This window comes from Mycolicibacterium fluoranthenivorans (genome assembly GCF_011758805.1).
GTDB lineage: Bacteria > Actinomycetota > Actinomycetes > Mycobacteriales > Mycobacteriaceae > Mycobacterium > Mycobacterium fluoranthenivorans.
This window is the reverse complement of sequence record NZ_JAANOW010000001.1, coordinates 3,051,573-3,076,764: the sequence shown is the minus strand read 5'-3', so window position 1 is coordinate 3,076,764 and position 25,192 is coordinate 3,051,573. Positions and strand designations below refer to the sequence as shown.

Here is a 25,192-nt window from a genome sequence, read left to right as displayed (position 1 = left end):
GGCCCGTGGCAGCCGTCCTTTCGACGTATCGCCTTCAGCTGCGCGGCGATTCGTTCACCTTCGCCGACGCCGAGAACCTGCTGGACTACCTGGCCGAGCTCGGGGTGTCACACCTGTACCTGTCCCCCATCCTGACCGCCAACGCCGGTTCGACGCACGGCTATGATGTCACCGACCCGACCACGGTGTCGGCTGAGCTGGGCGGAGCCGAAGGCCTGCAACGACTTTCGGCGGCGGCCCGGGCGCGTGGGCTCGGCCTCGTCGTCGATATCGTGCCCAACCACGTCGGGGTGGAGTCGCCGCGGGACAATCCGTGGTGGTGGGATGTACTGACGCACGGCCGGAAGTCGGCGTTCGCATCCTACTTCGACATCGACTGGGACCTGGCCGATGGCCGCGTCGTGCTGCCAGTGCTGGGCTCCGATGACGATGTCGACGGCCTGCAGATCGACGGCGGGCTACTGCGACTGGGCGACCGGGTGTGGCCGATCGCGCCGGGCACCGCCGAGGGCAGCCCCGCCGAAGTGTATGCGCGGCAGCACTACAAGCTGATCGGCTGGCGCAACAACCTCTGCGGCTACCGACGGTTCTTCTCGATCACCTCACTGGCCGGGTTGCGGCAGGAAGATGCGCAGGTGTTCGCCGCCTCGCATGCCGAGGTGCGGCGCTGGTTCGCCGATGAGCTGGTCGACGGGCTGCGCATCGACCATCCGGACGGCCTCACCGACCCGGCCGGCTATCTGGTGCGGCTGCGCGAGCTGGTCGGCCCACGGGCGTGGATCGTCATCGAGAAGATCCTCGCGCCCGACGAACCCCTGGACACCGCGCTGCCGGTCGACGGGGGCACCGGGTACGACGCCCTGCGCGAGGTGGGTGGGGTGTTCATCGATCCCACGGGCGAACCGGCACTGACCGCGCTGTACGCGGCCGACAACGCCGCACAGACCCGACTGCTCAAGACGTCGGCGGCCACCACCACCCTGGCCAGCGAACTGGCCCGGCTGCGCCGGGTGATCGTCGCCGAGGTGGGCAGCGATCACCCGCTGCTGGCCGAGGCGATCACCGCGCTGCTCACCCACATCGGGGTGTACCGGTTCGACTATCCGAGCCTAGCCGCGGTCGGTCCGGTCGCGATCGCCGAAACCGCCGCCACCCGAACCGAACTCGCGGAGCCGCTGCAGATCATCGCCGCAGCCCTGGCGGCAGGCGCCGAGGCGGACAAACGGATCCAGCAGCTGTGTGGCGCCGTCACCGCAAAAGCCGTCGAGGACTGCCTGTTCTACCGGGACGCCCGCTTGGTATCGCTGAACGAGGTCGGTGGTGAGCCCGAGGACTTCGGAGTGAGCGCAGCCGAATTCCATCTGCGGTCCGCCACCCGGGCCCGGCTGTGGCCGCGTGCCATGGTCACCACCTCCACGCACGACACCAAGCGCAGCGAGGACGTCAGGGCCCGCATCGGGGTGCTGTCCCAGGCGGCCGAGGTGTGGTCCGAGCGGATCCGGCGGTGGTCGCACGTGGTGCTCGCACCCGATGAGCAGACCGCGGCATTCCTGTGGCAGAACATCTTCGGGGTGTGGCCGGCCGACGGAGACGTCACCGACGCGCTGCGCACCCGGCTGCACGCCTACGCCGAGAAGGCGATCCGCGAGGCAGGCACGCACACCACGTGGAACGACCCCGACGACGAGTTCGAATCGGCGGTGCACGCCTGGCTGGACTCGATCATCGACGGCCCCGTCGCCACCGAGTTGACCGCGCTGGTCGGGCAGCTGGGCCCACACGGAATCAGCGACGCGATCGGTCAGAAGCTGCTGGCCCTGACGGTGCCCGGTATCCCCGATGTCTACCAGGGCACCGAACTGCCCGATGACAGCCTCGTCGACCCGGACAACCGGCGCCCCGTCGATTACGAAGCCCGCCGGGCCGCACTGGCCGATGGGAGCGATCCCAAGATCCGGGTGGTGCACGCCGCGTTGCGGCTGCGCCGCGACAAACCGGACACCTTCCTGGCCGGTGGCCACCATCCGCTCCAGGCGCAGGGAACGGCCGCCGATCACGTGGTGGCCTACCTGCGCGGTGACGATGTCCTGGTGGCGGTGACCAGGTGGACCCTCCGGCTGGGCGAAACCGGTTGGGGTGAGACCACTCTCACGCTTCCGCCGGGGACCTGGACCGACCGGATCGGTGGCCGGACGTTCACCGGCACGGTGCCGGCGGCCGAACTGTTCGGCGAACTGCCGGTGTCACTGCTGGAGCGGGCCGCATGACCGCCTTCGCCGTGTGGGCGCCACGCCCCGAACTGGTCCGCCTCGATGTCGACGGGGTAGTGCACCCGATGACCCGCGGTGCGGACGGCTGGTGGCGTGCGGACGTGCCGGCCCGGCCCACAAGCCGGTACGGTTTCGTCCTCGACGACGACGAGACGGTGCTGCCGGATCCGCGTTCGGCACGCCAACCCGACGGCGTGCATGCGCCGTCGGCCCTGTGGGAACCGCAGGCCGCTCCGGCCCCGTGGGCCGGACGGTCCGTCGAAGGTGCCGTGATCTACGAACTGCATCTGGGCACGTTCACCCCCGCGGGCACGTTCGACGCGGCCATCGAGAAGCTGGACCATCTGGTCCGGCTCGGCGTCGACTTCGTCGAGGTGATGCCGGTCAACGCTTTCGGCGGCACGCACGGCTGGGGTTACGACGGTGTGCTGTGGTACGCCGTGCACGAACCCTACGGCGGGCCGGATGGACTGCTGCGCTTCGTGGATGCCTGCCACGCCCGCGGCCTCGGCGTGCTGATCGACGCCGTGTTCAACCATCTCGGACCCTCCGGCAACTACCTGCCGCGGTTCGGGCCCTACCTGTCGACGGGCAGCAACCCGTGGGGCGAATCGATCAACATCGCCGACGCCGACGCCGACGAGGTGCGCCGCTACATCCTGGACTGCGCGCTGCGCTGGATGCGTGTCTTCGGTGCGGACGGCCTGCGGCTGGACGCGGTGCACGCACTGGTGGACACCACCGCGATCCACATCCTGGAAGAGCTGGCCGGCGAAACCGAGGCGCTGGCAACAGAACTGGGCCGCCCGCTGTCGCTGATCGCCGAGAGCGACCGCAACGATCCGCGGCTGATCACCCCCCGCGACCGGGGCGGGCTCGGGATGACCGCGCAGTGGGACGACGATATCCACCACGCCATCCACACCGCGGTCTCGGGTGAACGGCAAGGCTACTACCGCGATTTCGGCTCCCTGCAGACCCTGGCCCAGACCCTGACGCACGGCTACTTCCACGCCGGCACCTACTCGTCGTTCCGGCATCGTCGGCACGGCCGGCCGCTGGATATCACCGCGATCCCTGCCACCCGGCTGCTGGCCTACACCCTCACCCATGACCAGGTGGGCAACCGGGCCGTCGGGGACCGGCCGTCGCAGAATCTGACCTTCGGCCAGCTCGCGGTGAAAGCCGCTCTGGCACTTGGCTCGCCCTACACGGCGATGCTGTTCATGGGTGAGGAATGGGGATCGTCGAGCCCGTTCCAGTTCTTCAGCTCACACCCGGAGCCCGAGTTGGGCCGGGCCACCGCCGAGGGCCGCAAGGCCGAGTTCGCCGCGCACGGGTGGGATGCCGACGAGATCCCCGACCCCCAGGACCCGGCCACCTTCGAGCGGTCCAAGCTGAACTGGGACGAGCTGACCACCGGCGAGCACGCCCGCCTGCTGGAGCTCTACCGCGGCCTGATCGCCTTGCGGCACCACGAACCCGACTTCGCCGACCCGTGGCTGACCCATCTGCGCGTCGACTACGACGAGGATGCCCGCTGGATCGTCATGTACCGCGGCGCGCTGGCGGTGGCCTGCAACCTCGGCACCGACGCGGTGACGGTTCCGGTGGCCGGGACCACGGTGCTGGCATCCGACACCCCCGCCCCGGACGGCTCCGGCACCCGCCTGCCGGGACAGTCGTTCGCGGTGCTGCGCAGCACCGACTAGGTCAGGTAGCGGTAGGTCGGCGAACCGGGCTCCAGACGCTCGATGTGGCAGTCTGATTCGCGCATTCGCAGCAGCAGGCCGTCGAGATCGGTGGCCGACCCCATCTCGATGCCCACCAGCGCCTCGCCCGTCTCCCGGTTGTTGCGCTTGACGTACTCGAACAACGTGATGTCGTCGTTGGGGCCGAGGACGCCGTCGAGGAAGTTGCGCAGCGCACCGGGTTCCTGCGGGAAGTCGACCAGGAAGTAGTGCTTCAGGCCCAGATGCACCAGCGAACGCTCCAGGACCTCGCCATAACGGGACACGTCGTTGTTGCCGCCGGAGATGATGCACACCACCGTCGACCCCGGCTCGATGCCCGACTCAAGCAGCGCCGCGACCGACAGGGCCCCCGCCGGCTCGGCGATGATGCCCTCGTTCTGATAGAGATCCAGCATCGCGGTACACACCGCGCCCTCGTCCACCGAGGTGATCGACACCATGTCCCCCGCCGCGGCCAACGCGGCATAGGTATGGGTACCGGCGCGCGCCACGGCCGCACCGTCGACGAACTGGTCCACATGCTCGAGCGTCACCGGTTCACCCGCCGCCAGCGCCGCCATCATCGAGGCCGCGCCGGCGGGTTCCACACCGAGCACCGCCGAATTGGTGGTGCGCTCGGACAGGTAGGTGGTGATCCCGGAGATGCAGCCGCCACCGCCGACCGGCACGATGACCAGGTCGGGTTCGGCGGGCAGCTGTTCCAGGATCTCCGCGGCGATGGTGCCCTGCCCGGCGATGGTGCGCGGGTCGTCATACGGCGGGACGAGGGTGGCACCGGTGCGGGCCACATCGTCGATCGCGGCCGCCGCGGCCAGGTCGTAGGTCTTGCCGCCGACGATCAAGTCGATGTACTCGCCGCCGTGGTAGCGGATCCGGTCGCGCTTCTGTTTGGGCGTCTTGGCCGGCACGTACACCCGGCCGTGTACGCCCATGGACCGGCAGGCCAGGGCGAACCCCTGGGCATGATTACCGGCCGAGGAACACACCACGCCGGCCGCCAGTTCCTCCGGCGAGAGTTGCATCAGCAGGTTGTAGGCACCGCGCAGCTTGTAGGACCGCACGGCCTGCAGATCCTCGCGCTTGAGGTACACCTGCGCGCCGGTGATGGCCGACAGCCGATCACTGAATTGCAGTGGGCTCTTGGTGACCACTCCGGAAATTCGCTGAGCCGCGTCATCGATGTCCGCCGCTGACACGGTCAGCGGCGTTCGACGGGAATCCTGGCTCAGTTCGGCAGACACCGCTTCATGGTGCCACTGCAGCTCGGACAGCGGAAATCACCCATCGGGACCGGTTTGCGCAGGCTCGCGCCAGGACGGTAGGCGACACGAGGCCCCGATCCAAGGTTTCGGTTGTCCGAACTCTGGGTTGCGAGCTATCGTTGCCTTATGGCCGCACCACCCGAAGTACGTATCGCCGGGGTGCCCTGGCCCACGTACAAGCTGATCGCACTGCTGCTGGGCGTGCTGGCACTGGTGGTCGTCGGCGCGGTCTCGGCGAGCGCGGCTGCCGCAGTGCTGACCGCGGCGGCCGTCGCCGCGTTCACCTGGATCCTGCTCGGCGCCGTTACGCACTGATCACCAGGATCAGCCGCCACACTGATCCGATGGAACCGACACCGCAGACGCCGGCCGAAGCGTTCGTCAAGCGGGCGGAGCGTATCGCCTCGGGCGCCGAACATCATGTGCCGTCGTGGCTGCGCCCCGGTGAGCCGGAGAGCCGGCTGCCCGTGCTCGTGGCAATCCTGCTGGCCGTCGCGCTGCAGCGCGCCGTGCCCGACCGCTACACCGTGGTGCCGCGGTGGCCGCTGCTGGCCATGGAACTGATGCTGGTGGTCCTCCTGGTGGCGATCAACCCGCTGCGGCTGTCCCGGCGCACCACCGCCGCCCGCTGGGGCAGTCTTGCCCTGACCGCCGCCATCACCGTCGACAACACCGCGTCCGCCGTGATGCTGGACTACTGGATCCTGCGGGGCGACGTGAGCAACGACGCGGCCGTCCTGCTGGGCAGTGGCGGAGCCATCTTCGTCACCAACATCCTGGCCTTCGCGTTGTGGTACTGGGAACTCGACCGCGGTGGGCCGTTCGCCCGGCACGCCGTCGAGCAGCCCTACCCGGATTTCCTGTTCCCGCAGATGACGGATCCCGACAAGGCCAAACCCGACTGGCGCCCGACCTTCGTCGACTATATGTACGTCAGCTTCACCAACGTGGTGGCCTTCTCCCCCACCGACACCATGCCGCTGGCGCGCTGGGCCAAGTTGATGATGACCGTGCAGGCCTCGGTCGCGATGTCCACCATCGCCCTGGTCATCGCCCGCGCGGTCAACGTGCTGAAGTGAATTCGCGCGAACCGATGCCGAGGATCGATTTCACCTCGATCGCCAGATAGGACGTCCCGATCACCGCTCCGAGCACGATGACCACGGTGCCGGCGATGAGTCCGGTCGAGATGCTGCCCACCGGATCGACCATGAGAAACCACGCCACGGCACCGACGGTGACCCCGGCCAGGACGAGTACCGGGTAAGCGCGCCGGCCGGAACCCAGCACGCGGCCCGGCTCCCCCGCCCGCGCCGCGGCGAACAGCCGGGCCGCCCCCGTCCTGCGTGCCACCGCGGTCCACGACACGAAGGCGCCGTAGGCCACCACGGCGGCATTGAAATCGATGTTCATGATCAGCAGGACGCTCAGATGAAAGATCGTCGCGATGGCCAGGGTGATGCGAAACGCGCGCCACCACGGCACCGCAAGCAGGATCGAGAACTCGAAGATCACCGTCACCCAGTCGAGAAGTTCCCACGCGACACGCGAATCGTGGCCGGCGACCCAGTCCGCCAACCCGACCTGCCGGCCGACGGTCAGGTATTTGATCACGAAATAGCCCCGCGCCGCTTCGCTCGACCAGGACAGCCACCCCGTCAGGAGTTTGGTGGCGGCGGCCACGAACCAGGCCCACCCGACCAGGATCGCCAGTAGCCGTAGCGGCCATTGCCGTTGCGGCAGAGGCTCTCTACGACACCGCAGGGCATCGAGGGAAAAACGATCTCCCCAATGGGCGAAGGCCAGCACCAGCGGGACGATGACCACCAAGATGTTGTGGTCGATATTGCCCATGCAGTAGATCAAGCCATACGTGAGGGAGAGCATCAGCCACGTGAAGATCGAGGCGAACTTCGTCCACAGACCCAGCCCCAGCAGGATCAGCGCCACCGTACGGAGCACTTCCAGGGCGAGAAGCGCGGTGGGTGAGGGAAATCCGGAAAGGAGACGCAGTGGGCCGGGCGGTGCGTGGAACAGGAAGTCCGGCTGCCGGCCCAGCCAGGTGATATCGGGTGCGGTGAACAACGCGCACAGGGCATAGACGATGCGATAGATGCCCAGGTCTGCCGAGGTGAACGGACCGGTCTCGACCCATCGATCGAATCTCTCGGCGATTCTCATGCCGAGGGCCCGAACACGATCCGCGTCGTGTGCAGCGGTTGATATTCGGTTTTCGAGGCGTCGGCCGCTTTATAGGTTGCCTTGCGCCACACGATATCCGCGCCGACCGCCGGTTCGCCGGGGAACAGGTCGGCAATTCTCGACCGGAACCAGTTCACCGCGTTCGGATCCTTTCGCAGCGAATCATCCTCGAACGCGGAGAAGACGACCATGAGGCGCACCTTCGGTCCGGGCGGCATGAGATTCTGCACCGGAACCTCTTGGGTGTGCCCGTCCGCGAACAGGACCCGCAGTGTCGGTTCTTTGCCGGTCGGCTCCCCGGTTTCGAGCGGACACCCCGGGCATTTCGCCGGAAAGCCGGGCAAAGCCAACGCGGGATATATCTCCCCCCGCCAGAGGGCAAACAGGACGTACTGCAGCACCACAACCCACAGCACGGTGACAACGAAGATGATGCGCACGGTGCGTACGGACATTGCAGCTCCCCCCGTGCCGATAGGCGCATGCCGCCCCTGACTCCCCAGTCAGTGACACCAGCTATCGCGAGTGAACTTAGCAGCCCACCGACACCACGGCAATATGTGCATATTGCTTGCGGCAGCAAATATTACGGCGCCTAATTTTTCGCACCGCAAAGACCGGCTCCCCACGGGGGCCGTCGTCAGCCGCCCAGGCAGCCCGGGCCGAGCAGGGCCTTCAGATCGCCCATCAAGGCCGAGGACGGGGTCACCCGCAGCGACTGGTCCAGCTCCAGGGTGGTGATGCGTTCCCCACTGATCAAACGCAGATGAACCTGTGCCACACCGGGATGGCGGGCCAGCACCTGCTTGAGCGCAGTGACCTTGTCCACCGTGCACTGCCGGGTGGGCAAGCTGAGCGCCAGCGGCCGATCGGCCTGCGCATTCGAGAAGTCCGGCACCACAAGGTCATTGGCGATCAGCGAGATCCGGTCATCGCGAATGGCCACCTTGGCTCCGACCAGCACCACGGCGTCGTCAGCGATATCGGCACCGAACGCCGAATAGGTCTGCGGGAAGAACAGCACCTCGATACCGCCGGTGAGATCCTCCAATTGCGCCGAGGCCCAGGGCAATCCGTTCTTGTTCACCCGTCGGTTGACCGAAGCCAGGATGCCACCGATGCGCACCTGGGTGTCGTTGGCGATATCGCCTTCCAGGATCGCCGGGATCTGGGTGTCGACCTGGGCACTCAGCAGATGCGCCACCCCGTCGAGCGGATGACCGGACACGTAGAGACCCAGCATCTCCCGTTCCAGGGCGAGCTTGTGTTTGTCCTCCCACTCGCCGTCGGGCACCGGGATGGCGAACACCGACTCGATGCCGGTGTCGGCGTCGCCGCCGCCGAACAGATCGAACTGGCCGATGGCCTCGGCCTTCTTGGTGCCCAGCACCGAGTCCACGGCGTCGGCATGTACCAGGAACAGGCCCTTGCGCGGATGGCCGAGCGAGTCGAACGCCCCCGCCTTGATCAGGGATTCCGTCACCTTCTTGTTGCACGCGGTGATGTCGATCTTGTTCAGGTAGTCGGAGAAGTCGGTGTACTTCCCCTTCTCCTTGCGCCCGTTGATGATCGACTGCACCACGTTGCCACCGACGTTGCGCACACCACCGAGGCCGTAGCGGATGTCCTGGCCGACCGAGGCGAAGTTGTGCACCGATTCGTTGACATCCGGTGGTAGCACCGTGATCCCGAGACGGCGGCAATCCGACAGGTATACCGCGGCCTTGTCCTTGTCATCGCCTACGGAGGTCAGCAGGCCCGCCATGTACTCGGCCTGGAAATTCGCCTTCAGGTAGGCCGTCCAGAACGACACCAGCCCGTAGCCCGCGGCGTGCGACTTGTTGAACGCGTAGCCGGCGAAGGGAAGGATGGTGTCCCACAACGCCTTCACCGCGGCCTCGGAGAAGCCGTTGGCCGTCATCCCCTCCTTGAAGCCCTTGTACTCGGCCTCGAGCACCTCAAGCTTCTTCTTGCCCATGGCCTTACGCAGCGCGTCGGCCTTGCCCATGGTGTACGAGGCCACCTTCTGGGCGATGAACATGATCTGCTCCTGGTAGACGATCAGGCCGTAGGTCTCGGCCAGGATCTCCTTGAGCGGTTCCTCCAATTCGGGGTGGATGGGTTTGATCGGCTGACGGCCGTTCTTACGGTCGGCGTAGTCGTTGTGCGCATTCATGCCCATCGGGCCGGGCCGGTAGAGCGCCAGCACGGCGACGATATCGTTGAACCCGGTGGGCTGCATCCGGCGCAGCAGGTCCCGCATGGGTCCGCCGTCGAGCTGGAACACACCCAGAGTGTCTCCGCGGGAAAGCAATTCGTAGGTGGCCGGATCATCGAGCGGAAGGTGATCCATGTCCAGATCGATCCCGCGGTTGGCCTTGATGTTCTCCAGGGCATCACCGATGACGGTGAGGTTGCGCAGCCCCAGGAAGTCCATCTTCAGCAGGCCGATGGCCTCACACGAGGGGTAGTCCCAGCCGGTGATGATCGCGCCGTCCTGCGCCCGCTTCCACATCGGGATGGCGTCGACGAGCGGCTCGGAACTCATGACGACGGCACAGGCGTGCACGCCGGCGTTGCGGACCAGCCCTTCCAGTCCGCGCGCCGTCTCGTAGATGGTGCGGACGTCCGGATCGGTGTCGATCAGGGCGCGGACCTCGGCGGCCTCTTTGTAGCGCTCGTGGGTGGGATCGGTGATCCCGGCCACGGAGATGTCCTTGGCCATGATCGGCGGGGGTAGCGCCTTGGTGATCCGGTCGGCGATCGCGAAACCGGGCTGGCCGTAGTGCACACGAGCCGAGTCCTTCAGCGCCGCTTTCGTTTTGATGGTGCCGAAGGTGATGACCTGGGCCACCCGGTCGCTGCCCCACCGCTCCGAGGCGTAGCGCACCATCTCACCGCGGCGACGGTCGTCGAAGTCGATATCGATATCGGGGGCCGACGGGCGTTCCGGGTTCAGGAAGCGCTCGAACAGCAGACCGTGCGGTATCGGGTCGATATTGGTGATGCCCATGGCGTAGGCCACCAGCGACCCGGCCGCCGAACCACGGCCCGGCCCGACCCGGATGTTGACCGACTGGGCGTAGCTGATGAGGTCGGCCACGATCAGGAAGTAGGACGGGAAGCCCTTGTCGCAGATGACCTTGATCTCGTAGTCGGCCCGCTCGAGGTACTCCGGCGGCACGCCGTCGGGGAACCTGCGGTTCAGACCGGCCAGGACCTCGTGGCGCAGCCAGCTGGCCTGGTCGTGACCTTCCGGCACCGGGAACACCGGCATGCGGTCGCGGGGGGTCCACACATCGGCGTAGGGCTGCACCCGCTCGGCGATGAGCAAGGTGGAATCACAGGCCCCCGGAACCTGCGGGTCCCATAACGCCCGCATATCGGCGGCAGATTTCAGGTAGTAACCGTCGCCGTCGAACTTGAATCGGGCCGGATCCGAGAGCGTCTTGCCGGTCTGGATGCACAGCAGGGCCTCGTGGTTGTGAGAGGCCTCGCGCGTCACGTAGTGGCAGTCGTTGGTGGCCAGCGGCGGGATACCCAGCTTGCGGCCGATCTCGAGCAGCCCTTCGCGGACCCGGCGCTCGATCTCGATGCCGTGGTCCATCAACTCCAGGAAGAAGTTGTCCTTGCCGAAGATGTCCTGCCACTTGGCCGCCGCCTCGACCGCCTCTTTCTGGTGTCCGAGCCGCAGCCGGGTCTGCACCTCGCCGGACGGGCACCCCGTCGTCGCGATGATGCCCTCGGCATTCTCGGCGATCAGTTCGGCGTCCATCCGCGACCACTTGCCGAGCTGCCCCTCGAAGGAGGCCAACGACGACAGCTTGAACAGGTTGCGCAGCCCGGTCGCATTCTCGGCGACCATCGTCATATGGGTGTAGGAACCGCTACCCGAGACGTCGTCACCCTTCTGTCCCGGGTCGCCCCAGGTGATGCGCTTGGTGTTGAACCGGGACCCGGGAGCGATGTACGCCTCGATGCCGATGATCGGCTTGATACCCGCATCGGTGGCCTTGTTGTAGAACTCACTGGCACCGAACATGTTTCCGTGGTCGGTCATCCCGATCGCGGGCATCTCGAGGCGCTGCGCCTCGGCGATCATCGGTTTGACCTTCGCCGCACCGTCGAGCATCGAGTATTCGGTGTGGTTGTGCAGGTGCACGAAGGATGAGCTCATAGGGACGCCAGTCTATTGGTGCCGACCGACACTTCTCGGCGTGTCGGCTTCCGTGTCTTCGCGGGTGTCGGTTCACCCGATTCCCGGGCCCCGGCTCGGCCCACAGGCACGGAACTCGCGGACCGCGGGTCCGCTGTATCGTATGACTCCGTGATCGAGCTCAGTAATGTCGCCAAGACTTTCGGCGGTGGCGTTCCCGCCCTGCGCGACGTGAGCTTTTCAGTCCCCACCGGGTCCGTGTGCGCGTTGCTGGGCCACAATGGCGCCGGCAAGACGACCACCGTCAAGATCCTCTCCACCTTGCTCAAGCCGAGTTCGGGCCGGGCCATCGTCGCGGGCTACGACGTGGCCACCGAGCCCACCCAGGTGCGCCGCAGCATCGGTGTCACCGGTCAGGACGCCGCCCTCGATCCGCGGCTGACCGGGCGGGAGAACCTGATCTTGTTCGGGCGTCTGCGCGGCCTGCGCCGCGCCGAGGCCCGCGCCCGGGCCGAAGAGCTCATCACCCAGTTCGACATGGGCCATGCGGCCGACCGTCAGGTCAGCGGATACTCCGGAGGTATGCGGCGGCGCATCGACATCGCCGTGTCACTCGTGATCCTGCCCAAGGTGCTCTTTCTCGACGAGCCGACCACCGGCCTCGACCCCCGGAGCCGGCGCGATGTGTGGAATCTGGTGGCCTCGATGAAGGCGCAGGACATCACCGTCCTGCTGACCACCCAGTACCTCGAAGAGGCCGATATCCTCAGCGACTCCATCGTCATCCTCAACGCCGGACAGATCGTCGCCAGCGGCACCTCCGACGAGCTCAAGCGCCAGACCGGTTCCAGCTACTGCGAGATGACCCCGCTCAATCCCGACGACCTGTCGCGGATCGCCACGGCACTCGCCGACTTCGACGAGGTCGAGGTCGACACCGATGCGACCACGGTGGCGGTCCCGGCGCCCAAGGGTGTGGCCACGCTGACCGAGGTGTTCCGGCGGATGGACGAGATCGGCGTCGAGCTCATCGACATCTCCCTGCGCCGGCCCTCCCTCGACGAGGTGTTCCTGCACCTCACCTCCCCGGTCACCTCGAAGTGACGCCGTTCGCACTCCTGACGGCCCGCATCCTCGGGAAGAGCCGGATGGATCTCGTCTTCGCCGTTCTGGTGCCGATGTCCGGGCTGATCGGCCTGACATTTCTGCTCCGTGATGTCATCGCCACCGGCCAGATGAGCTACGCGCAGTACATCCTGCCCGCGGTGGTCGTGCAGGCGATGCTGTTCGGTGCGCTCACCACCACCGACCGGGCCGCCTCGGAGAAGGCCAGCGGACTCAGCTCCCGCATGCGCACGCTGCCCATCTCGCCCTATGCGCCGTTGTTGGCCCGGATGGCCTACTGCCTCATCCGCGGGGTGCTGGCGCTGACCGCCGCGCTCCTGGGCGCATATCTGTTCGGGTTTCGGCTGAACAGCGGATTCGGTTACGCCGCAGCCTTTGTGTTGATGTCGTTGACGCTGACCCTGGCGCTGTCCCTGGGCGCGGACGCGACCGGCAGCAAGGCCGGCCGCACCGAGGTGGCCAGCCAGCTGTTGCTGGTCCCGCAGTTGCTCTTGGTGATGCTGTCGACCGGGCTCGCACCGGTCGACGCCTTCCCGTCGTGGCTGCAGACTTTCGTGCGGTACCAGCCGATCTCGCAGATCACCGAGACCCTGCGCGGCTTCACCAGCGGTCACGTCACGACCGGCAATCTCGCCACCAGCCTGGCCTGGTGCATCGGCCTCCTGGTCGTCTTCGGGCCCATCGCCGTGCGACTTCAGGGGCGAACATCATGACTTCCGATTCAGCGCACCGGCATTCCCTGCTCACGGAGAGTTGGGTCTTCGCCGGTCGGCTCTTCATCCAGTGGCGCCGCTACCCGATGGTGCCGCTGCAGGCGCTGCTGTTCCCCACCCTGCTGCTCATCATCTACGGGGCACTGGTCGGCAAGTCGATGGTCCGCCTCACCGGCAACAGCGGGCTGGACGTCCTGATCCCGGTGTGCACGCTGGCCGGTGCGATGTCCGGCGCCATCGGCGCCGGACTGGTGGTGCCCTACGACCGGGACAGCGGTCTGCTGACCCGGCTGTGGATCATGCCGGTGCACCGGACGGCGCCGTTGACCGGCGCGCTGCTGGCCGAGGCGGTGCGCACGTTCGCCGGATCGGCGGTCGTGGTGGCCACCGGATACGTGATGGGCTTCCGGTTCTCCGGCGGCTGGCTGGGATTGATCGCCTACCTGTTGGTCCCGGTCATCGTCGTGGTCGTCTTCGCCACCATCGTCATCACGCTGGCCCTGCGGCCGCAGGGCCGGGTCATCCTCACCTGGACGCAGACACTGTGCACGGGCCTGGCCTTCGCGACGATCATTCCGCTCGACCGGCTTCCGGCACTGCTGCGCCCCCTGGCGCAGTATCAGCCGGTGGCGCCGGCGGCCGCGGCGATGCGCGCGCTGTCCTCCGGCGGCAACGTATGGCAGCCGATGCTGTTCACCGTGCTGTGGGCCGTGGTGATCGGGGCACTGTTCGTGCCTGCCACCGTGCGCGGTTACAAAGCCGCGGTCGAGGGCGGCAAAGTCAACGGCTGAGCTGAACCGCCGTCAGGGCGTCACCTCGAAGGTGGCCGGCATCTCGAACTCCGAGCGTTTCAGCCACGCCGAGACGAAGCCGTACTGGAACGCCAGGCCGACCACCGCGTTGGCCGCGAGCTCGCCGAACGGCCGCCGCAATTCCGCGCGCAGCGTCGTCCACGCCTCAGCCGCCGAGTGCTGCGGCGCCGGATGCTCGCCCTGCTGCCCGCGTTCGTTGTGGTGCACCCAACGCAGGTAGGCGTTGCTGTGTCCGTAGCGCTTCCACTGGCTGCCCAGATCCCGCATCGCGGCGCGGGGTTCCCACTCCATCAGCACCCTGGTGTCGGTCGCTATCGTGCCCAGCGGCTGTTCCTGGATCCGCCAGCAGATATCGAGGTCGCCACCGCCGCGCATCGCCCTGAACCCGCCCACCTTCGTGAACGCGATCCTGTCGATACCGAGATTGGCGGTCGGGTAGTAGTCGGGTTTGGGCGGCACCATCCCGATGGTCGCTTTCATCGCACCGCCACCGCGAGGAAGCATGAACGGCTGCATTTTGGCCGCCATGCGGGCGGCCAGCGTAGGCCCGGATACGGTGCGCACGTTGGTGCACGACAACACGACTCCCGGCCGGCTCTGGAGGTCGCGGTGCGCATCGAGCAGACCGGGCAGCGGCCGGCAGCGCCCGTCGATGAACAGCAGGATGTCGGCGACCGATCTGCTCGCGGCGAGCTGCCGTGCGTAGTACGGGCCGCGACTGTCGGTCACCGTCACGACGTGGGCACCCAGCGACCGCGCCACCGCCTCGGTGTCATCGGTCGAGGCGTCGTTGACGACGGTGACCCGATCACCTTCGGTGAGCTGGTCGAGCAGCGGCCGAAGCAGCTTGGGTAGATGGTCGGCCATATCCCGGACCGGGATGATCACCTCGATGGTCTGCCCCGACATGGATCAGCCGTTCAACCCGCCGCGGCCGAGCGAGTACACCTGCCACCCGGCGCTGGACCAGTACTCGCGGTCGATCGCGTTCCGCGTGTCGAGCAGGCGCGGTTCTTTGACCACCGACCGGAACGAGACGGGATCGATATTGCAGTACTCGTCCCACTCGGTTGCCAGCACGATCAGATCCGCGTGACGGCAAGCGTCCTCGGCGCTGTCGAAGTAGCCCAGCGTCGGGAACCGCGCCTTGGCGTTCGCGATGGCCTTCGGGTCGTGGACGCGCACGTCGGCGCCCTTGAGGTGCATCGCGGCCGCCACGTTCAGCGCCGGCGAATCGCGGACGTCATCGCTGTTCGGCTTGAACGCGGCACCCAGCACGGCGATGCTCTTACCGAGGAACTCCCCACCGACGACCGCGCGCGCCACCGAGACGGCCTTCTCGCGGCGGCGCAGGTTGATCTTGTCGACCTCGTGCAGGAATCGCAGCGCGTCCGAGGCGCCGAGCTCACCGGCCCGGGCGCTGAATGCGCGAATGTCCTTGGGCAGGCATCCGCCGCCGAAGCCCAACCCCGCGTTGAGGAATCGTTTACCGATCCGGTCGTCGTACCCGAGCGCGCGACTGAGCATCACCACATCGGCGTCGACGATCTCGCACACCTCGGCCATCGCGTTGATGAACGAGATCTTGGTGGCGAGAAAGGCATTGGCGGCCACCTTCACCAGTTCCGAGGTCGGAAGATCCGCGGTCAGGTGCGGTGTGCCCGCTTCGATGATGGAGGCGTACACCTCCTGCAGGGTCTTCTCCGCATATTCGGACGTGACACCGAAGACCAGGCGATCCGGCGCCAGGGTGTCCTCGATCGCCTTCCCTTCCCGGAGGAACTCCGGGTTCCACGCGACTTCGAGGCGGTGGGCCGACGACGCATCGGCCACCTCGGCAGCAAGGCGCTGGGCCGTGCCCACCGGGACGGTCGACTTGCCGATGATCAGGCCATCGCAGTCGGCGCTGGCGGCGACGGATCGGAAAGCGCTGTCGACGTAGGCGATATTGGCCGCATCGGAGCCTGCCAGCTGAGGAGTTCCGACGCAGACGAAGTGCACCGAAGCGCCCGAGACCGCTTCCTGCACCGATTGGCTGAACCGCAGCCGGCCGGTGCCGAGCACCTCTGTGAGCAGCTCGTCGAATCCGGGTTCGTAGAACGGCGACGTGCCGGTCGCCAGCGCGGCAATCTTCGACGCATCGGTGTCGTAGGCGACGACCTCATGTCCGATTTGCGCCATGCACGCGGCGTGAACGGCGCCCAGGTAGCCCGTCCCAATCACGCTCATTCTCATTTGCTGAACTCCAGGCTCTAGAAGGGGCCATCGGTCGACTATTTCGCAGCACGCGCAGCGCGCTGGTTCGACGCTCAGTACATCACACGACGGCACCGCACACCGCGTGCGGATATCTCCCGATGCGGAGGTAATTACCGCAAATGTGATATCAGCCACATTACGCACCCCCACCAACAGGTAGTGCCGCAGCGGCCTCCGCGCGGCAAAGCCGCACGCGTTGGCTGGATGGCGATCAGACCCCCGCTGAGCCAAGAACGTCCTGGTAGAACCAACTTTTGGTTGCTAGGGTCCGCGGGTCGTCAGTGAGATTGATCACCAGGGGTGGGCAATGACGCACCGAACGTCCAGACACCAGTGAGGAGCACCGCATGCCCGGAATCGGTCAGCGAATCGATCAACTGAAATGGAATCTGTGGGGTGCGCGGCACTTCCGCACCTCACAGGACTACTGGGAGATGCGTTATCGCCACGGCGGAAATTCGGGCGCGGGGTCATACGACCGGCTCGCCCGTTTCAAGGCGACATTCCTGAACGATTTCGTAGCCGTCAACCACATTTCGACGGTGATCGAGTTCGGGTCCGGAGACGGCTCACAGCTGGCCCTGGCGACGTATCCCGATTACGTCGGTGTCGATGTGTCCGAGACGGCACTGGCGGCCACCGGACGCAGGTTCGCCGACAAACCGTCGATCCGCTTCCTGCACACCAGTGAGGTCACCGACCGGCACCGGGCCGAATTGTCGTTGTCCCTGGACGTCATCTACCACTTGGTCGAAGACGCCGTTTTCGACACCTACATGTCTCGGCTTTTCAGTGCAGCAACACGATTCGTCGTGGTGTACGCCAGCGACGAAGACCGGGCCTGGTCGTCACCCCATGTTCGGCACCGCAACTTCACCCAGTGGGTCAAGGAACATCAGCCCGATTTCGACTTCGTCGAACGGGTGCAGAATCCCTATCCGTACTCCGAGGACGATCCGGACAACACGAGCTTCTGCGACTTCTTCGTGTTCACCCGGTCGGTGTAGGCGACCGACCGGTCAGCCCCGGGTGAGCCGGTACACCTCGGTGTCGCCCATGGCGGCGCTGGTCCCCAGGAAGTGGACGACGTAGCCGCGATCGGCGAATTCCTTCAGGAGGGTCTTGCGCTTGCCGAGCGTATTGCCGTACGTATCGCCGAGCATCACTTTGCTGACGTAGTAGAGCTCTCGTGTCGCGGCACCGGACAAGTCCGGGAAGCGGGCGAGCAGCTGGTCCTGGCTCGCCGCGTAGATCTGCGCCGACGCCGCCACCGGCCAGAGGGTGGCCGGAACGACCCCGCGCCGGTCCGAGTCGAGGACGATCGCGGCATTGGCGCCGGGCACCAGACGCTCGCCACGGTTCTGCTGATACACGAACGCTGCGGTGGCGATCGTCACGCCGACGAGCTGAAAGACGAACAACGCGGAGATCGTGCGGATGACGGCGTCGGACCGCTGCGCAGCGACCGCCACGCCGACGGCCAGGAACGGGGTGAGGAAGTCCAGATAGAGGGGACGCATGGTGTGCTGCGGGTCGACGAAGGTCAGGAACAAGGCGACCATCGTGAGCCAGGAACCGACGAACACGAGTAGCGCAACCGACTCGCCGCTGAGTGCGATGCCGTGGTGGTCGTGCCGGTTTCGCCACCACCACCGCGCGACCATGACCAGGATCGGGATCACCACCGCGGCCGTCGTCAACCATCCGGCGACCGACACCGCATCGGCCTGATAGGTGGGATCCAGCGGCAGGAACGTCTCGACGAGGGCGGCGACCGATGCGGCAGCGCGCAGCGGCAGGGCGCCCCAGGTGAACGGCTGGGCCTGCGCACCACCTCGGTGCACCGACTCGATGAAGCCCGGGGCGGCGGCCATGAACGCGGCCCCGGCCGCCGCATAGGACGCGACGAGCGCTGCCAGTTCCCCGTACCTGCGACCGGTGACCAGCGTGGTGCCGATCGCCAGGAACACCATCCCGGCGGGCACCACGAACAAGAACTGCGTCAGAACGCCCGCCGCCACGACCGGCGCCATCGCAACCAGATAGCCAAATCGATTGTGCTGCAACCACAGTACCGTCAGAAACAACAGCAGCGCGGTGAACAATCCGAGCAGCGCGTACTGACGGACGGCCACGTCCGCCGCACGGGTCGACATGGTCAGCGCCCATGTCGGCACCACAGCGAAGATCACCGGCGCCGGCACCGACAGCACGCGGCAGGTGGCGATGATGAGGACGGCAGTCACCCCGATGAACACCAGGTTCAGCGTCAGCGCGTTGGGAAGCGAGACACCGAACGCACTGAACCAAAGGTGCAACGCCCAGAAGTAGAGCGGCGGATGGATGTCGAAATTGGCCATGTCCGAACGGATCTGGTCAAAGCAACCCGGATATCGGAGTCGCCAGTAGTCCTGCCACACCCCGGCCGGCCCCCATTGCTGGGTGGGAGTGCCACCGGCATAGCGACCCTGATTGCACGTGACGCCGAGCATGGTGATGCCGTCGTCGTGGGACAGGAAACTCGAGTGCAGGCCGCGGATGACCAGGAGCGCACCGATTCCGACCCCCAGAGTGACGAAAACACCACGGTGCGTGGAGATCTGGAGAAATCGGAAATGTAATTCCGTCCCCAGAGCACGGCGGCGCCGATCCACAGAAGCGAGAATGTCACCGTCCCCGTCCCCTCATGCAGACGGCAATCACAGCGCTCCGCTACGAGATATGACAGCTCGTCGGCGACCAACGGCACCACAATCTCATGCGTTCCGCACCTCTGCAAGCGAAACTGCCGAACCTGTGAATTACCAGTATTACTGGATACGCCAGGCCCTGGTCACCATCGAGGCATTGGCGGTGGCCTGGCCGAAGTCGGTGTCGGCATCGTCCCCGTCGAAGTCGTCGAGCCAATCGCCATCGCGACTGCCCGGACCTCCCGCACCCGCGTACGCGGGCACCGGTACGGCGGCCCGCCGCTTCAACGAAACCTTCTTGGTGGGCGGCGCCGACGGCCACCAGTTCTTGTCACCCAACAGGACCGCGATCGCGGGCACGGTGATGGTGCGGACCAGGAAGGTGTCGAGCAACAGGCCGATACCGATAATGAAACCGGTCTGCACGATGGCCGCGATACTGCTGACGGTCAGCGCCAGCATGGATGCCGCGAAGATCAGGCCTGCCGAGGTGATGACACCGCCGGTGGCACCGACCGTGCGGATGACGGCCGCCCGGATTCCTCGGTGCGCCTCCTCCCGGATCCGGGAGATCAACAACAGGTTGTAGTCGGCACCCACCGCCACCAGCACCAGGAACGTCACGCCCGGGGTGTTCCAGAAAATCGGCTGTTTCAAGATGAATTGGAAGACGATGACGGTGATGCCCAGAGCCGACATGTACGACAACACCACGGTGACGACCAGGTAGAGCGGCGCCAGGATGGCCCGCAGCAGTACCACCAGAATGAAGAACACCACGATCAGCGTCACCAGGACGATGTAGCGGATATCGGAGTTGTAGTAGTTGCGGATATCGTTCTGGCCCCGGGTGAACCCGACCATCGTGACTTTCGCATCGGCCAAAGTCGTGTTGGGGCGGGCACTTTCGGCCGCCCCGATGATGTCCTCGATCTGGTCCATGGCCTTTGTGCCGAACGGGTCGAGCGCGGTCTGCACCAGGTAGCGCGCCGTGTGGCCGTCCGGTGAGATGAACAGCTTCGCCGCCTTCTCGAACTCCGGCCGGGTGAGGATCTGCGGCGGAATGTAGAAGCCCGACATCGACGGGTCCGCCGCGTCACGCTTCATCGCCAGCAGGAAGTCCGACGCCTGCCCCAGACCGCCACCCATCTGCCGGGTCTGATCCACCAGCACCTTCACGCCCTGGGCCAGCTTGTCGCTGGACTCGGCGAGCAGGTTCGCGCCCTTGACCAGTGTCTCCAGCTGGGCCTTCAGCGCCTCCGGATCGCTCGCCTTCAACTCGTCGGCCGCGGTGAGCGCCGTGTTCAGACTGGAGTCGATACCGGCCAACTGATCGTGTAGGGAGGCTTCGTCGGTGGTCTCGAGCTGCCTCGCCGCGAGCCTGAGCTGGTCCATGGTGCCGTCTTGGTATGCGTTGAGCAGGCTGGTCAGGTCGGTGCGCACGGCGCGGCAGGCCGGGTCGATCGAGCACCACGGCACCGAGTTGAGCACCTGCAAGGTCGGCTGCAGCCAGACCACGTTGGTGATGACGCCCTCCATGCCGACACCGAGCGTCTTGCCGAGGTTGTGCAGCCCGTCCACCACCTGGGCGCTGGCGCTGGCCCGCTTGATCGTCCCGGTGCCGCCATAGTTCTTGTCGATCTCGACCAGCGCATTCAACAGCGTGGTCAGCGGACCCGCCGACTGCAGCACCTGGTCCCTGAGTTTGGCGAGTGCGTCGGCGAGCTGACGCGAGCCATCGGTCAGGGCGGTCAGGTTGCCGTCGTTCTGCGAGATGAGATTGGTGGCCTCTTCCATCTTCTCGCCGACCTCACCGGCCTGATGGGTGGCCCGCGCCTCGGTCAGCATCTCGCCGTTGGGCCGGGTGATGCCGCGGACCGCCGCGATATTCGGCAGCTGAGCCACCCGCGCAGCCATCTGTTCCATATCGGCCAGCGCGCGTGGTGACCGCAGATCCTGTGTATCGGAGTGGATCACGATGAACTGCTGCATCGAGTTGCTGACCGGGAAGTGCGCGTTCATCGTCTCGTAGGCGTCGTTGCTCGCCGACTTCACCGGCAGGTTCTTGCGATCGTCGAAGTTGAAGTTGACCAGCAGCGCGCAGCTGGCCAACGCCACCAGCACCGTGAGGCTGCAGATCAGGTTGAGCCATGGGCGCCGCACGATGTTCACGCCGGACAGCCGCCAGAACCGGCCGGTGATGTCCTTGCGCGGGTTGACCCAGCCCCGCCGGCCCGCCAGCACGATGAACGCCGGCAGCAAGGTCACCGACGCCAGGAACCCGACGAAGATCGTCACCGCGAGCGCCGGCCCGATCGTGGAGAAGACGGCCAGCTGGGTGAACATCAGGGACATGAAGGTGAGCGCGACCGTGCCCGCCGAGCCGGCGATCACCTCCCCGATGGACACCAGCGCGGCGACCACCGCCTTGTCCGACTCCATTCCCCCGCGCAGATACTCCTGATATCGACTGAACAGGAAGACGGCGTAGTCGATACCCGCGCCGATCATCATGCCGGTGATGAGCATGATGGTCTGCGGCCCCAGGCCGAGGCCGATCAAACCCAGCCCGGCGACCACCTGCTGCGCGGTGGCCAACGAGATGCCGATGGTCAGCAGCGGGATGACCATCGCGACGATGTTGCGGTAGACGATGATCAGGATGAGCAGCACCGTGATGACGGTGGACAGCTCGATGATGTGCTGGTCGCGGATCGCGATCCCGGTGACGTCCTGCATGGTCGCCGCGGCACCGACGACACTCGGTGTCAGCGTGGTGCCCGCCGTGGTGTCGTTGACGATCTTCATGGCGTCCCGGTACGCCTGCTGCCCCTTGCCGGTACCCATGGTGCCGTTCAGGCTGACCGGCAGGTTCCACGCCTTGCCGTCTTTACTGGTCATCGCCGGCTTCAGCTCGGGGATGTGGACGAAATCCTGGGTGCCGATCACGATGTCGGTCTTCGCCCGCAGTCTTTCGACCAGCTGGCGGTAGGTGGCCTCGTCCTCGGCGGACAACCCGTTTTCGTCGACGAGCACAACGGCCACCATGTTGCTCGCGCCGGCCTCGTTGAACGCGTCCTTCATCTGTTTGCCGGCGACCAGCACAGGGGCATCCTTGGGCCAGAAATCCGGCGGATGCTGAGCGGCAACGGTCGCCAGCGGGGGTAGCGCAGCGAACAAGGCGCCGGCGATGACCACCCACGTGGCGATCACGAGCAGCGGGTGACTGACGATCAGTCGGCCACTGGCCGCCAAAAAGGCGTGCGCGCTCACCTTGGGACGTTTGAACATTGCGGACCAGGCTACAGGTTTACGCAGCTGAGTCGGCGACGCCGGTGCGAAACCGAGCGCCGCCCAGCAATCTTCTCAGGTTGTTTATACATTGCCCTCCGAAGCAAGCGACCGACGCGCTGACCGCGCACGGAGTACAGCATCGACGCTGAACACCGCCAGCGCGACCCAGATGAGTGCAAATCCGAGCCAGCGCGCGGGCGGCATCGCCTCGTGTCCGACCAGCACACCCCACGACATTTGCATGACGGGCGTCAGGTAGAACAGCAGTCCCATCGTCACCATCGGCAGGCGTTGGGCGGCAGCAGCGAACAACAACAATGGGATTGCTGTGAGGGCACCGGAGCACATCAACAGCGCGACGTGCGTCGCTCCGTGCCCGAGGAAGGTACCCGTACCGGCCGACTGAAGCATCAGCAGATAACCCACAGCAAACGGTGCGGCCAGCCCCGCCTCCACACCGACGCTGATCCTGGGATCGGCGTCGACCGTCTTCTTCACCGCACCGTACAACGCGAAGGACAGCGCCAGCCCCAACCCGATATAGGGCAGGGACCCGATCTCGACGGTGAGCACCACGACCGCCACCACCGTGATCGCCAGCGCCACCAGCTGGGCGCGGTTGAGCCGTTCCCGGAAGATCAGCACCCCGAGCGCCACCGTCACCAACGGGTTGATGAAATACCCCAGGGCTGCGTCGACGACGTGACCGTTGTTCACCGCGTACACGTAGATGGCCCAGTTCGCGGCGATCAGCGCCGACGCGCAGGTCAGTAACAACCAGGTGCGTCGAGACATCGTGCGCAACTCGCCGAGCCGCCCGACCAGCACGATCACCACGGCCAGCAGGATGAGGCTCCACACGATGCGATGCGCGAGGATCTCGGCCGCGCCCGCGGGCTTGAGCAGCGGGAAGAAGGCGGGGAACAGACCCCACATTCCGTAGGCCCCCGCGCCGAAAAGCAATCCGGATCGCATTCCCGGGTCGCTTCGCTCCTGCCCTCCGGATCGCCTCCCGGCCACCTCAGTGCTCGTGACGCAACACGTCCAGCGCGTGCTGCAGATCAGCCGGATAAGGGCTGGTGATCTCTATCCACCTGCCGTCGGCGGGATGGGCGAAGGCCAGCGACCGCGCGTGTAACCACTGACGCTCCAGGCCCAGTTTCTTGGCCAGCTTCGGGTCGGCCCCATAGGTCAGGTCGCCGCAGCACGGATGGTGCAGCGCCGAGAAATGCACCCGGATCTGGTGCGTGCGGCCGGTCTCCAGGTGCACATCCAGCAGGCTCGCCGCGACATGAGCCTCCACCGTGTCGTAATGGGTGACGCTGTGCCGTCCCTGCTCGGTGACCGCGAACTTCCAGTCGTGGCCGCGGTGCCTGCCGATCGGCGCGTCGATGGTCCCGCTGGACGGATCGGGATGCCCCTGGACCAGGGCGTGGTAGCGCTTGTCCACGGTGCGTTCTTTGAAAGCACGTTTGAGCAGGGTGTACGCCCGTTCCGAGATGGCCACCACCATGACGCCGGAGGTACCGGCGTCCAGCCGGTGCACGATGCCCTGGCGTTCGTGCACACCCGAGGTGGTGATGCGGTAACCCGCCGCCGCCAGCCCACCGAGCACTGTCGGACCGGTCCAGCCGACGGACGCGTGGGCGGCCACCCCCGCGGGCTTGTCGACGGCGACGATGTCGGCGTCGGAGTACAGAATGGTCATGCCCTCGATATCGACGGGCGTGTTCTCGATCGGCGCGGGCGCATCCGGGATGCGCACCTCCAACCAGGCGCCGGCGGTCAGTTTGTCCGACTTCCCCGCGGCGAGGCCATCGAGTTCGACACCGCCCTCTTCGGCGATCGCGGCGGCCGCCGTGCGGGACAGCCCGAGCAGCCGCGCCAGTCCGGCGTCGACCCGCATTCCCGCCAAGCCCTCGGGCACCGGCATCGATCTGGTCGTCACTCCGGCGAGTCCGCGTCGTCGCCCGCAACGGGCGCCGACTCCTTCGCCGGTTCCTCCGTCCGGCGCCGGCCGTCGGGATCGGATGCGCCGTCCGGCTGGCGCCGGCCGTCGGTATCGAAGTCGAAGCCGAACAACGACAGCACCACGAGCAGGATCGCCCCGCCCACCACCGCGGGATCGGCGACATTGAACACCGGCCACCACCCGATGGACAGGAAATCCACGACGTGTCCGCGCAGCGGACCGGGCGAGCGGAAGAACCGGTCCATCAGATTGCCCAGCGCCCCGCCGAGAATCATTCCCAGGCCCAGAGCCCACCACGGCGAGACCAGCCGGCGGCCCATCCAGACGATGCCGATCACCACACCCGTCGCGACGAGGGTCAGCACCCAGGTGTAGCCGGTGGCCATGGAGAACGCCGCACCGGAGTTGCGCACCAGGGTCCACGTCACGGTGTCCCCGATGATGGACACCGGCTGTCCCGGCGTCAGCAGGTGCACGGCGAGCACCTTGCTGACGATGTCGAGTGCCAGCACCACGCCGGCGACCACGAACAGCAGACGCAGGCGCCGCCGAGGGCGCGGTCCGGCGGGGTCGTCGGCGCCGGACCCGCCGTCTGGGGCCACCGGTGCAGCCGCTTTTTCGTCAGTCACGTGTCCATCATCCCAAACGGCGCCGCGGAGGCGGGGAACGCGCCCGTCCAATGC

The 25,192-nt window shown here is 66.5% G+C and carries 19 protein-coding genes; 8 read left to right on the top strand and 11 right to left on the bottom strand.

The features are described 5' to 3' along the window. Positions 1-5 precede the first annotated feature (5 nt). Both treY and treZ read left to right on the top strand, forming a co-directional pair. Complete coding sequence (treY, locus tag FHU31_RS14840; protein ID WP_167159423.1) at positions 6-2,267, top strand: malto-oligosyltrehalose synthase; 2,262 nt, start codon at positions 6-8, stop codon at positions 2,265-2,267. Further along, a complete protein-coding gene (gene treZ / locus FHU31_RS14835) occupies positions 2,264-3,982 on the top strand; it encodes a malto-oligosyltrehalose trehalohydrolase (protein WP_167159421.1) in 1,719 nt (572 codons plus the stop codon). Before treY ends, treZ begins: the two co-directional genes overlap by 4 nt. Here treZ and ilvA read toward each other — a convergent pair. After that, positions 3,979-5,265 carry a threonine ammonia-lyase IlvA gene (ilvA, locus tag FHU31_RS14830; protein ID WP_167159419.1) on the bottom strand — a complete coding sequence of 429 codons (1,287 nt, stop codon included), beginning with the start codon at positions 5,263-5,265 and terminating at the stop codon, positions 3,979-3,981. The genes treZ and ilvA overlap by 4 nt on opposite strands. 147 nt (positions 5,266-5,412) lie before the next feature. Here ilvA and FHU31_RS14825 point away from each other — a divergent pair, with 147 nt between their 5' ends. Next, on the top strand, positions 5,413-5,601 hold the full coding sequence (locus FHU31_RS14825; RefSeq protein WP_167159417.1) for a hypothetical protein: 189 nt from the start codon (positions 5,413-5,415) through the stop codon (positions 5,599-5,601). 29 nt (positions 5,602-5,630) lie between these two features. Next, positions 5,631-6,365 carry a hypothetical protein gene (locus FHU31_RS14820; protein ID WP_234901197.1) on the top strand — a complete coding sequence of 245 codons (735 nt, stop codon included), beginning with the start codon at positions 5,631-5,633 and terminating at the stop codon, positions 6,363-6,365. Here the strand turns inward: FHU31_RS14820 and FHU31_RS14815 are convergent. The 3 genes from FHU31_RS14815 to dnaE all read right to left on the bottom strand — a co-directional run bounded on the left by FHU31_RS14815 (position 6,349) and on the right by dnaE (position 11,665). Then, on the bottom strand, positions 6,349-7,467 hold the full coding sequence (locus FHU31_RS14815) for an HTTM domain-containing protein (protein WP_167159415.1): 1,119 nt from the start codon (positions 7,465-7,467) through the stop codon (positions 6,349-6,351). The two genes, FHU31_RS14820 and FHU31_RS14815, sit on opposite strands and share 17 nt — an antisense overlap. Further along, a complete protein-coding gene (locus tag FHU31_RS14810; protein WP_263988075.1) occupies positions 7,464-7,928 on the bottom strand; it encodes a hypothetical protein in 465 nt (154 codons plus the stop codon). The genes FHU31_RS14815 and FHU31_RS14810 overlap by 4 nt, the downstream gene beginning before the upstream one ends. Positions 7,929-8,128: 200 nt before the next feature. Further along, positions 8,129-11,665, bottom strand: coding sequence for a DNA polymerase III subunit alpha (gene dnaE, locus FHU31_RS14805; RefSeq protein ID WP_167159411.1), 3,537 nt, complete (start codon positions 11,663-11,665; stop codon positions 8,129-8,131). A gap of 150 nt (positions 11,666-11,815) precedes the next feature. Between dnaE and FHU31_RS14800 the strand changes: the two genes are divergently transcribed. From FHU31_RS14800 to FHU31_RS14790, 3 genes are read left to right on the top strand one after another with little or no spacing between them, the layout of a single operon-like run. Further along, on the top strand, positions 11,816-12,748 hold the full coding sequence (locus tag FHU31_RS14800) for an efflux ABC transporter ATPase subunit, DrrA-related (RefSeq protein ID WP_167159409.1): 933 nt from the start codon (positions 11,816-11,818) through the stop codon (positions 12,746-12,748). Next, positions 12,745-13,482, top strand: coding sequence for an ABC transporter permease (locus tag FHU31_RS14795; protein ID WP_263988076.1), 738 nt, complete (start codon positions 12,745-12,747; stop codon positions 13,480-13,482). The genes FHU31_RS14800 and FHU31_RS14795 overlap by 4 nt, the downstream gene beginning before the upstream one ends. Further along, positions 13,479-14,273, top strand: coding sequence for an ABC-2 transporter permease (locus FHU31_RS14790; RefSeq protein ID WP_167159407.1), 795 nt, complete (start codon positions 13,479-13,481; stop codon positions 14,271-14,273). The genes FHU31_RS14795 and FHU31_RS14790 overlap by 4 nt, the downstream gene beginning before the upstream one ends. Before the next feature lie 12 nt (positions 14,274-14,285). Here the strand turns inward: FHU31_RS14790 and FHU31_RS14785 are convergent, their stop codons facing one another. After that, a complete protein-coding gene (locus FHU31_RS14785; protein WP_167159405.1) occupies positions 14,286-15,203 on the bottom strand; it encodes a glycosyltransferase family 2 protein in 918 nt (305 codons plus the stop codon). A 3-nt stretch (positions 15,204-15,206) separates the two neighbouring features. After that, entirely contained in the window at positions 15,207-16,529 is a 1,323-nt protein-coding gene (locus tag FHU31_RS14780; protein ID WP_167159404.1) for a UDP-glucose dehydrogenase family protein, read from the bottom strand. Positions 16,530-16,900: 371 nt separating this feature from the next. Between FHU31_RS14780 and FHU31_RS14775 the strand changes: the two genes are divergently transcribed. Further along, positions 16,901-17,560 carry a class I SAM-dependent methyltransferase gene (locus FHU31_RS14775; RefSeq protein ID WP_208410239.1) on the top strand — a complete coding sequence of 220 codons (660 nt, stop codon included), beginning with the start codon at positions 16,901-16,903 and terminating at the stop codon, positions 17,558-17,560. Positions 17,561-17,572: 12 nt separating this feature from the next. Here the strand turns inward: FHU31_RS14775 and FHU31_RS14770 are convergent, their stop codons facing one another. The 5 genes from FHU31_RS14770 to lspA form a co-directional block, all read right to left on the bottom strand. Beyond that, positions 17,573-19,207 (bottom strand): glycosyltransferase family protein, encoded by a 1,635-nt coding sequence (locus tag FHU31_RS14770; RefSeq protein WP_167159402.1) that lies wholly within the window; start codon positions 19,205-19,207, stop codon positions 17,573-17,575. 156 nt (positions 19,208-19,363) lie between these two features. Further along, entirely contained in the window at positions 19,364-22,534 is a 3,171-nt protein-coding gene (locus FHU31_RS14765; RefSeq protein WP_167159400.1) for an MMPL/RND family transporter, read from the bottom strand. Positions 22,535-22,618: 84 nt separating this feature from the next. Next, positions 22,619-23,512 (bottom strand): EamA family transporter RarD, encoded by an 894-nt coding sequence (rarD, locus tag FHU31_RS14760; protein WP_167159398.1) that lies wholly within the window; start codon positions 23,510-23,512, stop codon positions 22,619-22,621. A 46-nt stretch (positions 23,513-23,558) separates the two neighbouring features. Further along, the gene (locus FHU31_RS14755; protein WP_167159396.1) at positions 23,559-24,485 is read right to left on the bottom strand and encodes an RluA family pseudouridine synthase; all 927 of its coding nucleotides are present in this window, start codon (positions 24,483-24,485) and stop codon (positions 23,559-23,561) included. Continuing rightward, positions 24,482-25,138, bottom strand: coding sequence for a signal peptidase II (gene lspA, locus FHU31_RS14750; protein WP_167159394.1), 657 nt, complete (start codon positions 25,136-25,138; stop codon positions 24,482-24,484). Before lspA ends, FHU31_RS14755 begins: the two co-directional genes overlap by 4 nt. Positions 25,139-25,192: the final 54 nt, after the last annotated feature.

Excerpts from the sequence above, each read along its gene's own strand:
- FHU31_RS14775 (WP_208410239.1), top strand. The coding sequence starts at position 16,901 with ATGCCCGGAATCGGTCAGCGAATCGATCAACTGAAATGGAATCTGTGG.
- FHU31_RS14765 (WP_167159400.1), bottom strand. The coding sequence starts at position 22,534 with ATGTTCAAACGTCCCAAGGTGAGCGCGCACGCCTTTTTGGCGGCCAGT.
- FHU31_RS14780 (WP_167159404.1), bottom strand. The coding sequence starts at position 16,529 with ATGAGAATGAGCGTGATTGGGACGGGCTACCTGGGCGCCGTTCACGCC.
- FHU31_RS14785 (WP_167159405.1), bottom strand. The coding sequence starts at position 15,203 with ATGTCGGGGCAGACCATCGAGGTGATCATCCCGGTCCGGGATATGGCC.
- dnaE (WP_167159411.1), bottom strand. The coding sequence starts at position 11,665 with ATGAGCTCATCCTTCGTGCACCTGCACAACCACACCGAATACTCGATG.
- rarD (WP_167159398.1), bottom strand. The coding sequence starts at position 23,512 with ATGCGATCCGGATTGCTTTTCGGCGCGGGGGCCTACGGAATGTGGGGT.
- FHU31_RS14825 (WP_167159417.1), top strand. The coding sequence starts at position 5,413 with ATGGCCGCACCACCCGAAGTACGTATCGCCGGGGTGCCCTGGCCCACG.
- FHU31_RS14790 (WP_167159407.1), top strand. The coding sequence starts at position 13,479 with ATGACTTCCGATTCAGCGCACCGGCATTCCCTGCTCACGGAGAGTTGG.
- treZ (WP_167159421.1), top strand. The coding sequence starts at position 2,264 with ATGACCGCCTTCGCCGTGTGGGCGCCACGCCCCGAACTGGTCCGCCTC.
- FHU31_RS14820 (WP_234901197.1), top strand. The coding sequence starts at position 5,631 with ATGGAACCGACACCGCAGACGCCGGCCGAAGCGTTCGTCAAGCGGGCG.
- FHU31_RS14815 (WP_167159415.1), bottom strand. The coding sequence starts at position 7,467 with ATGAGAATCGCCGAGAGATTCGATCGATGGGTCGAGACCGGTCCGTTC.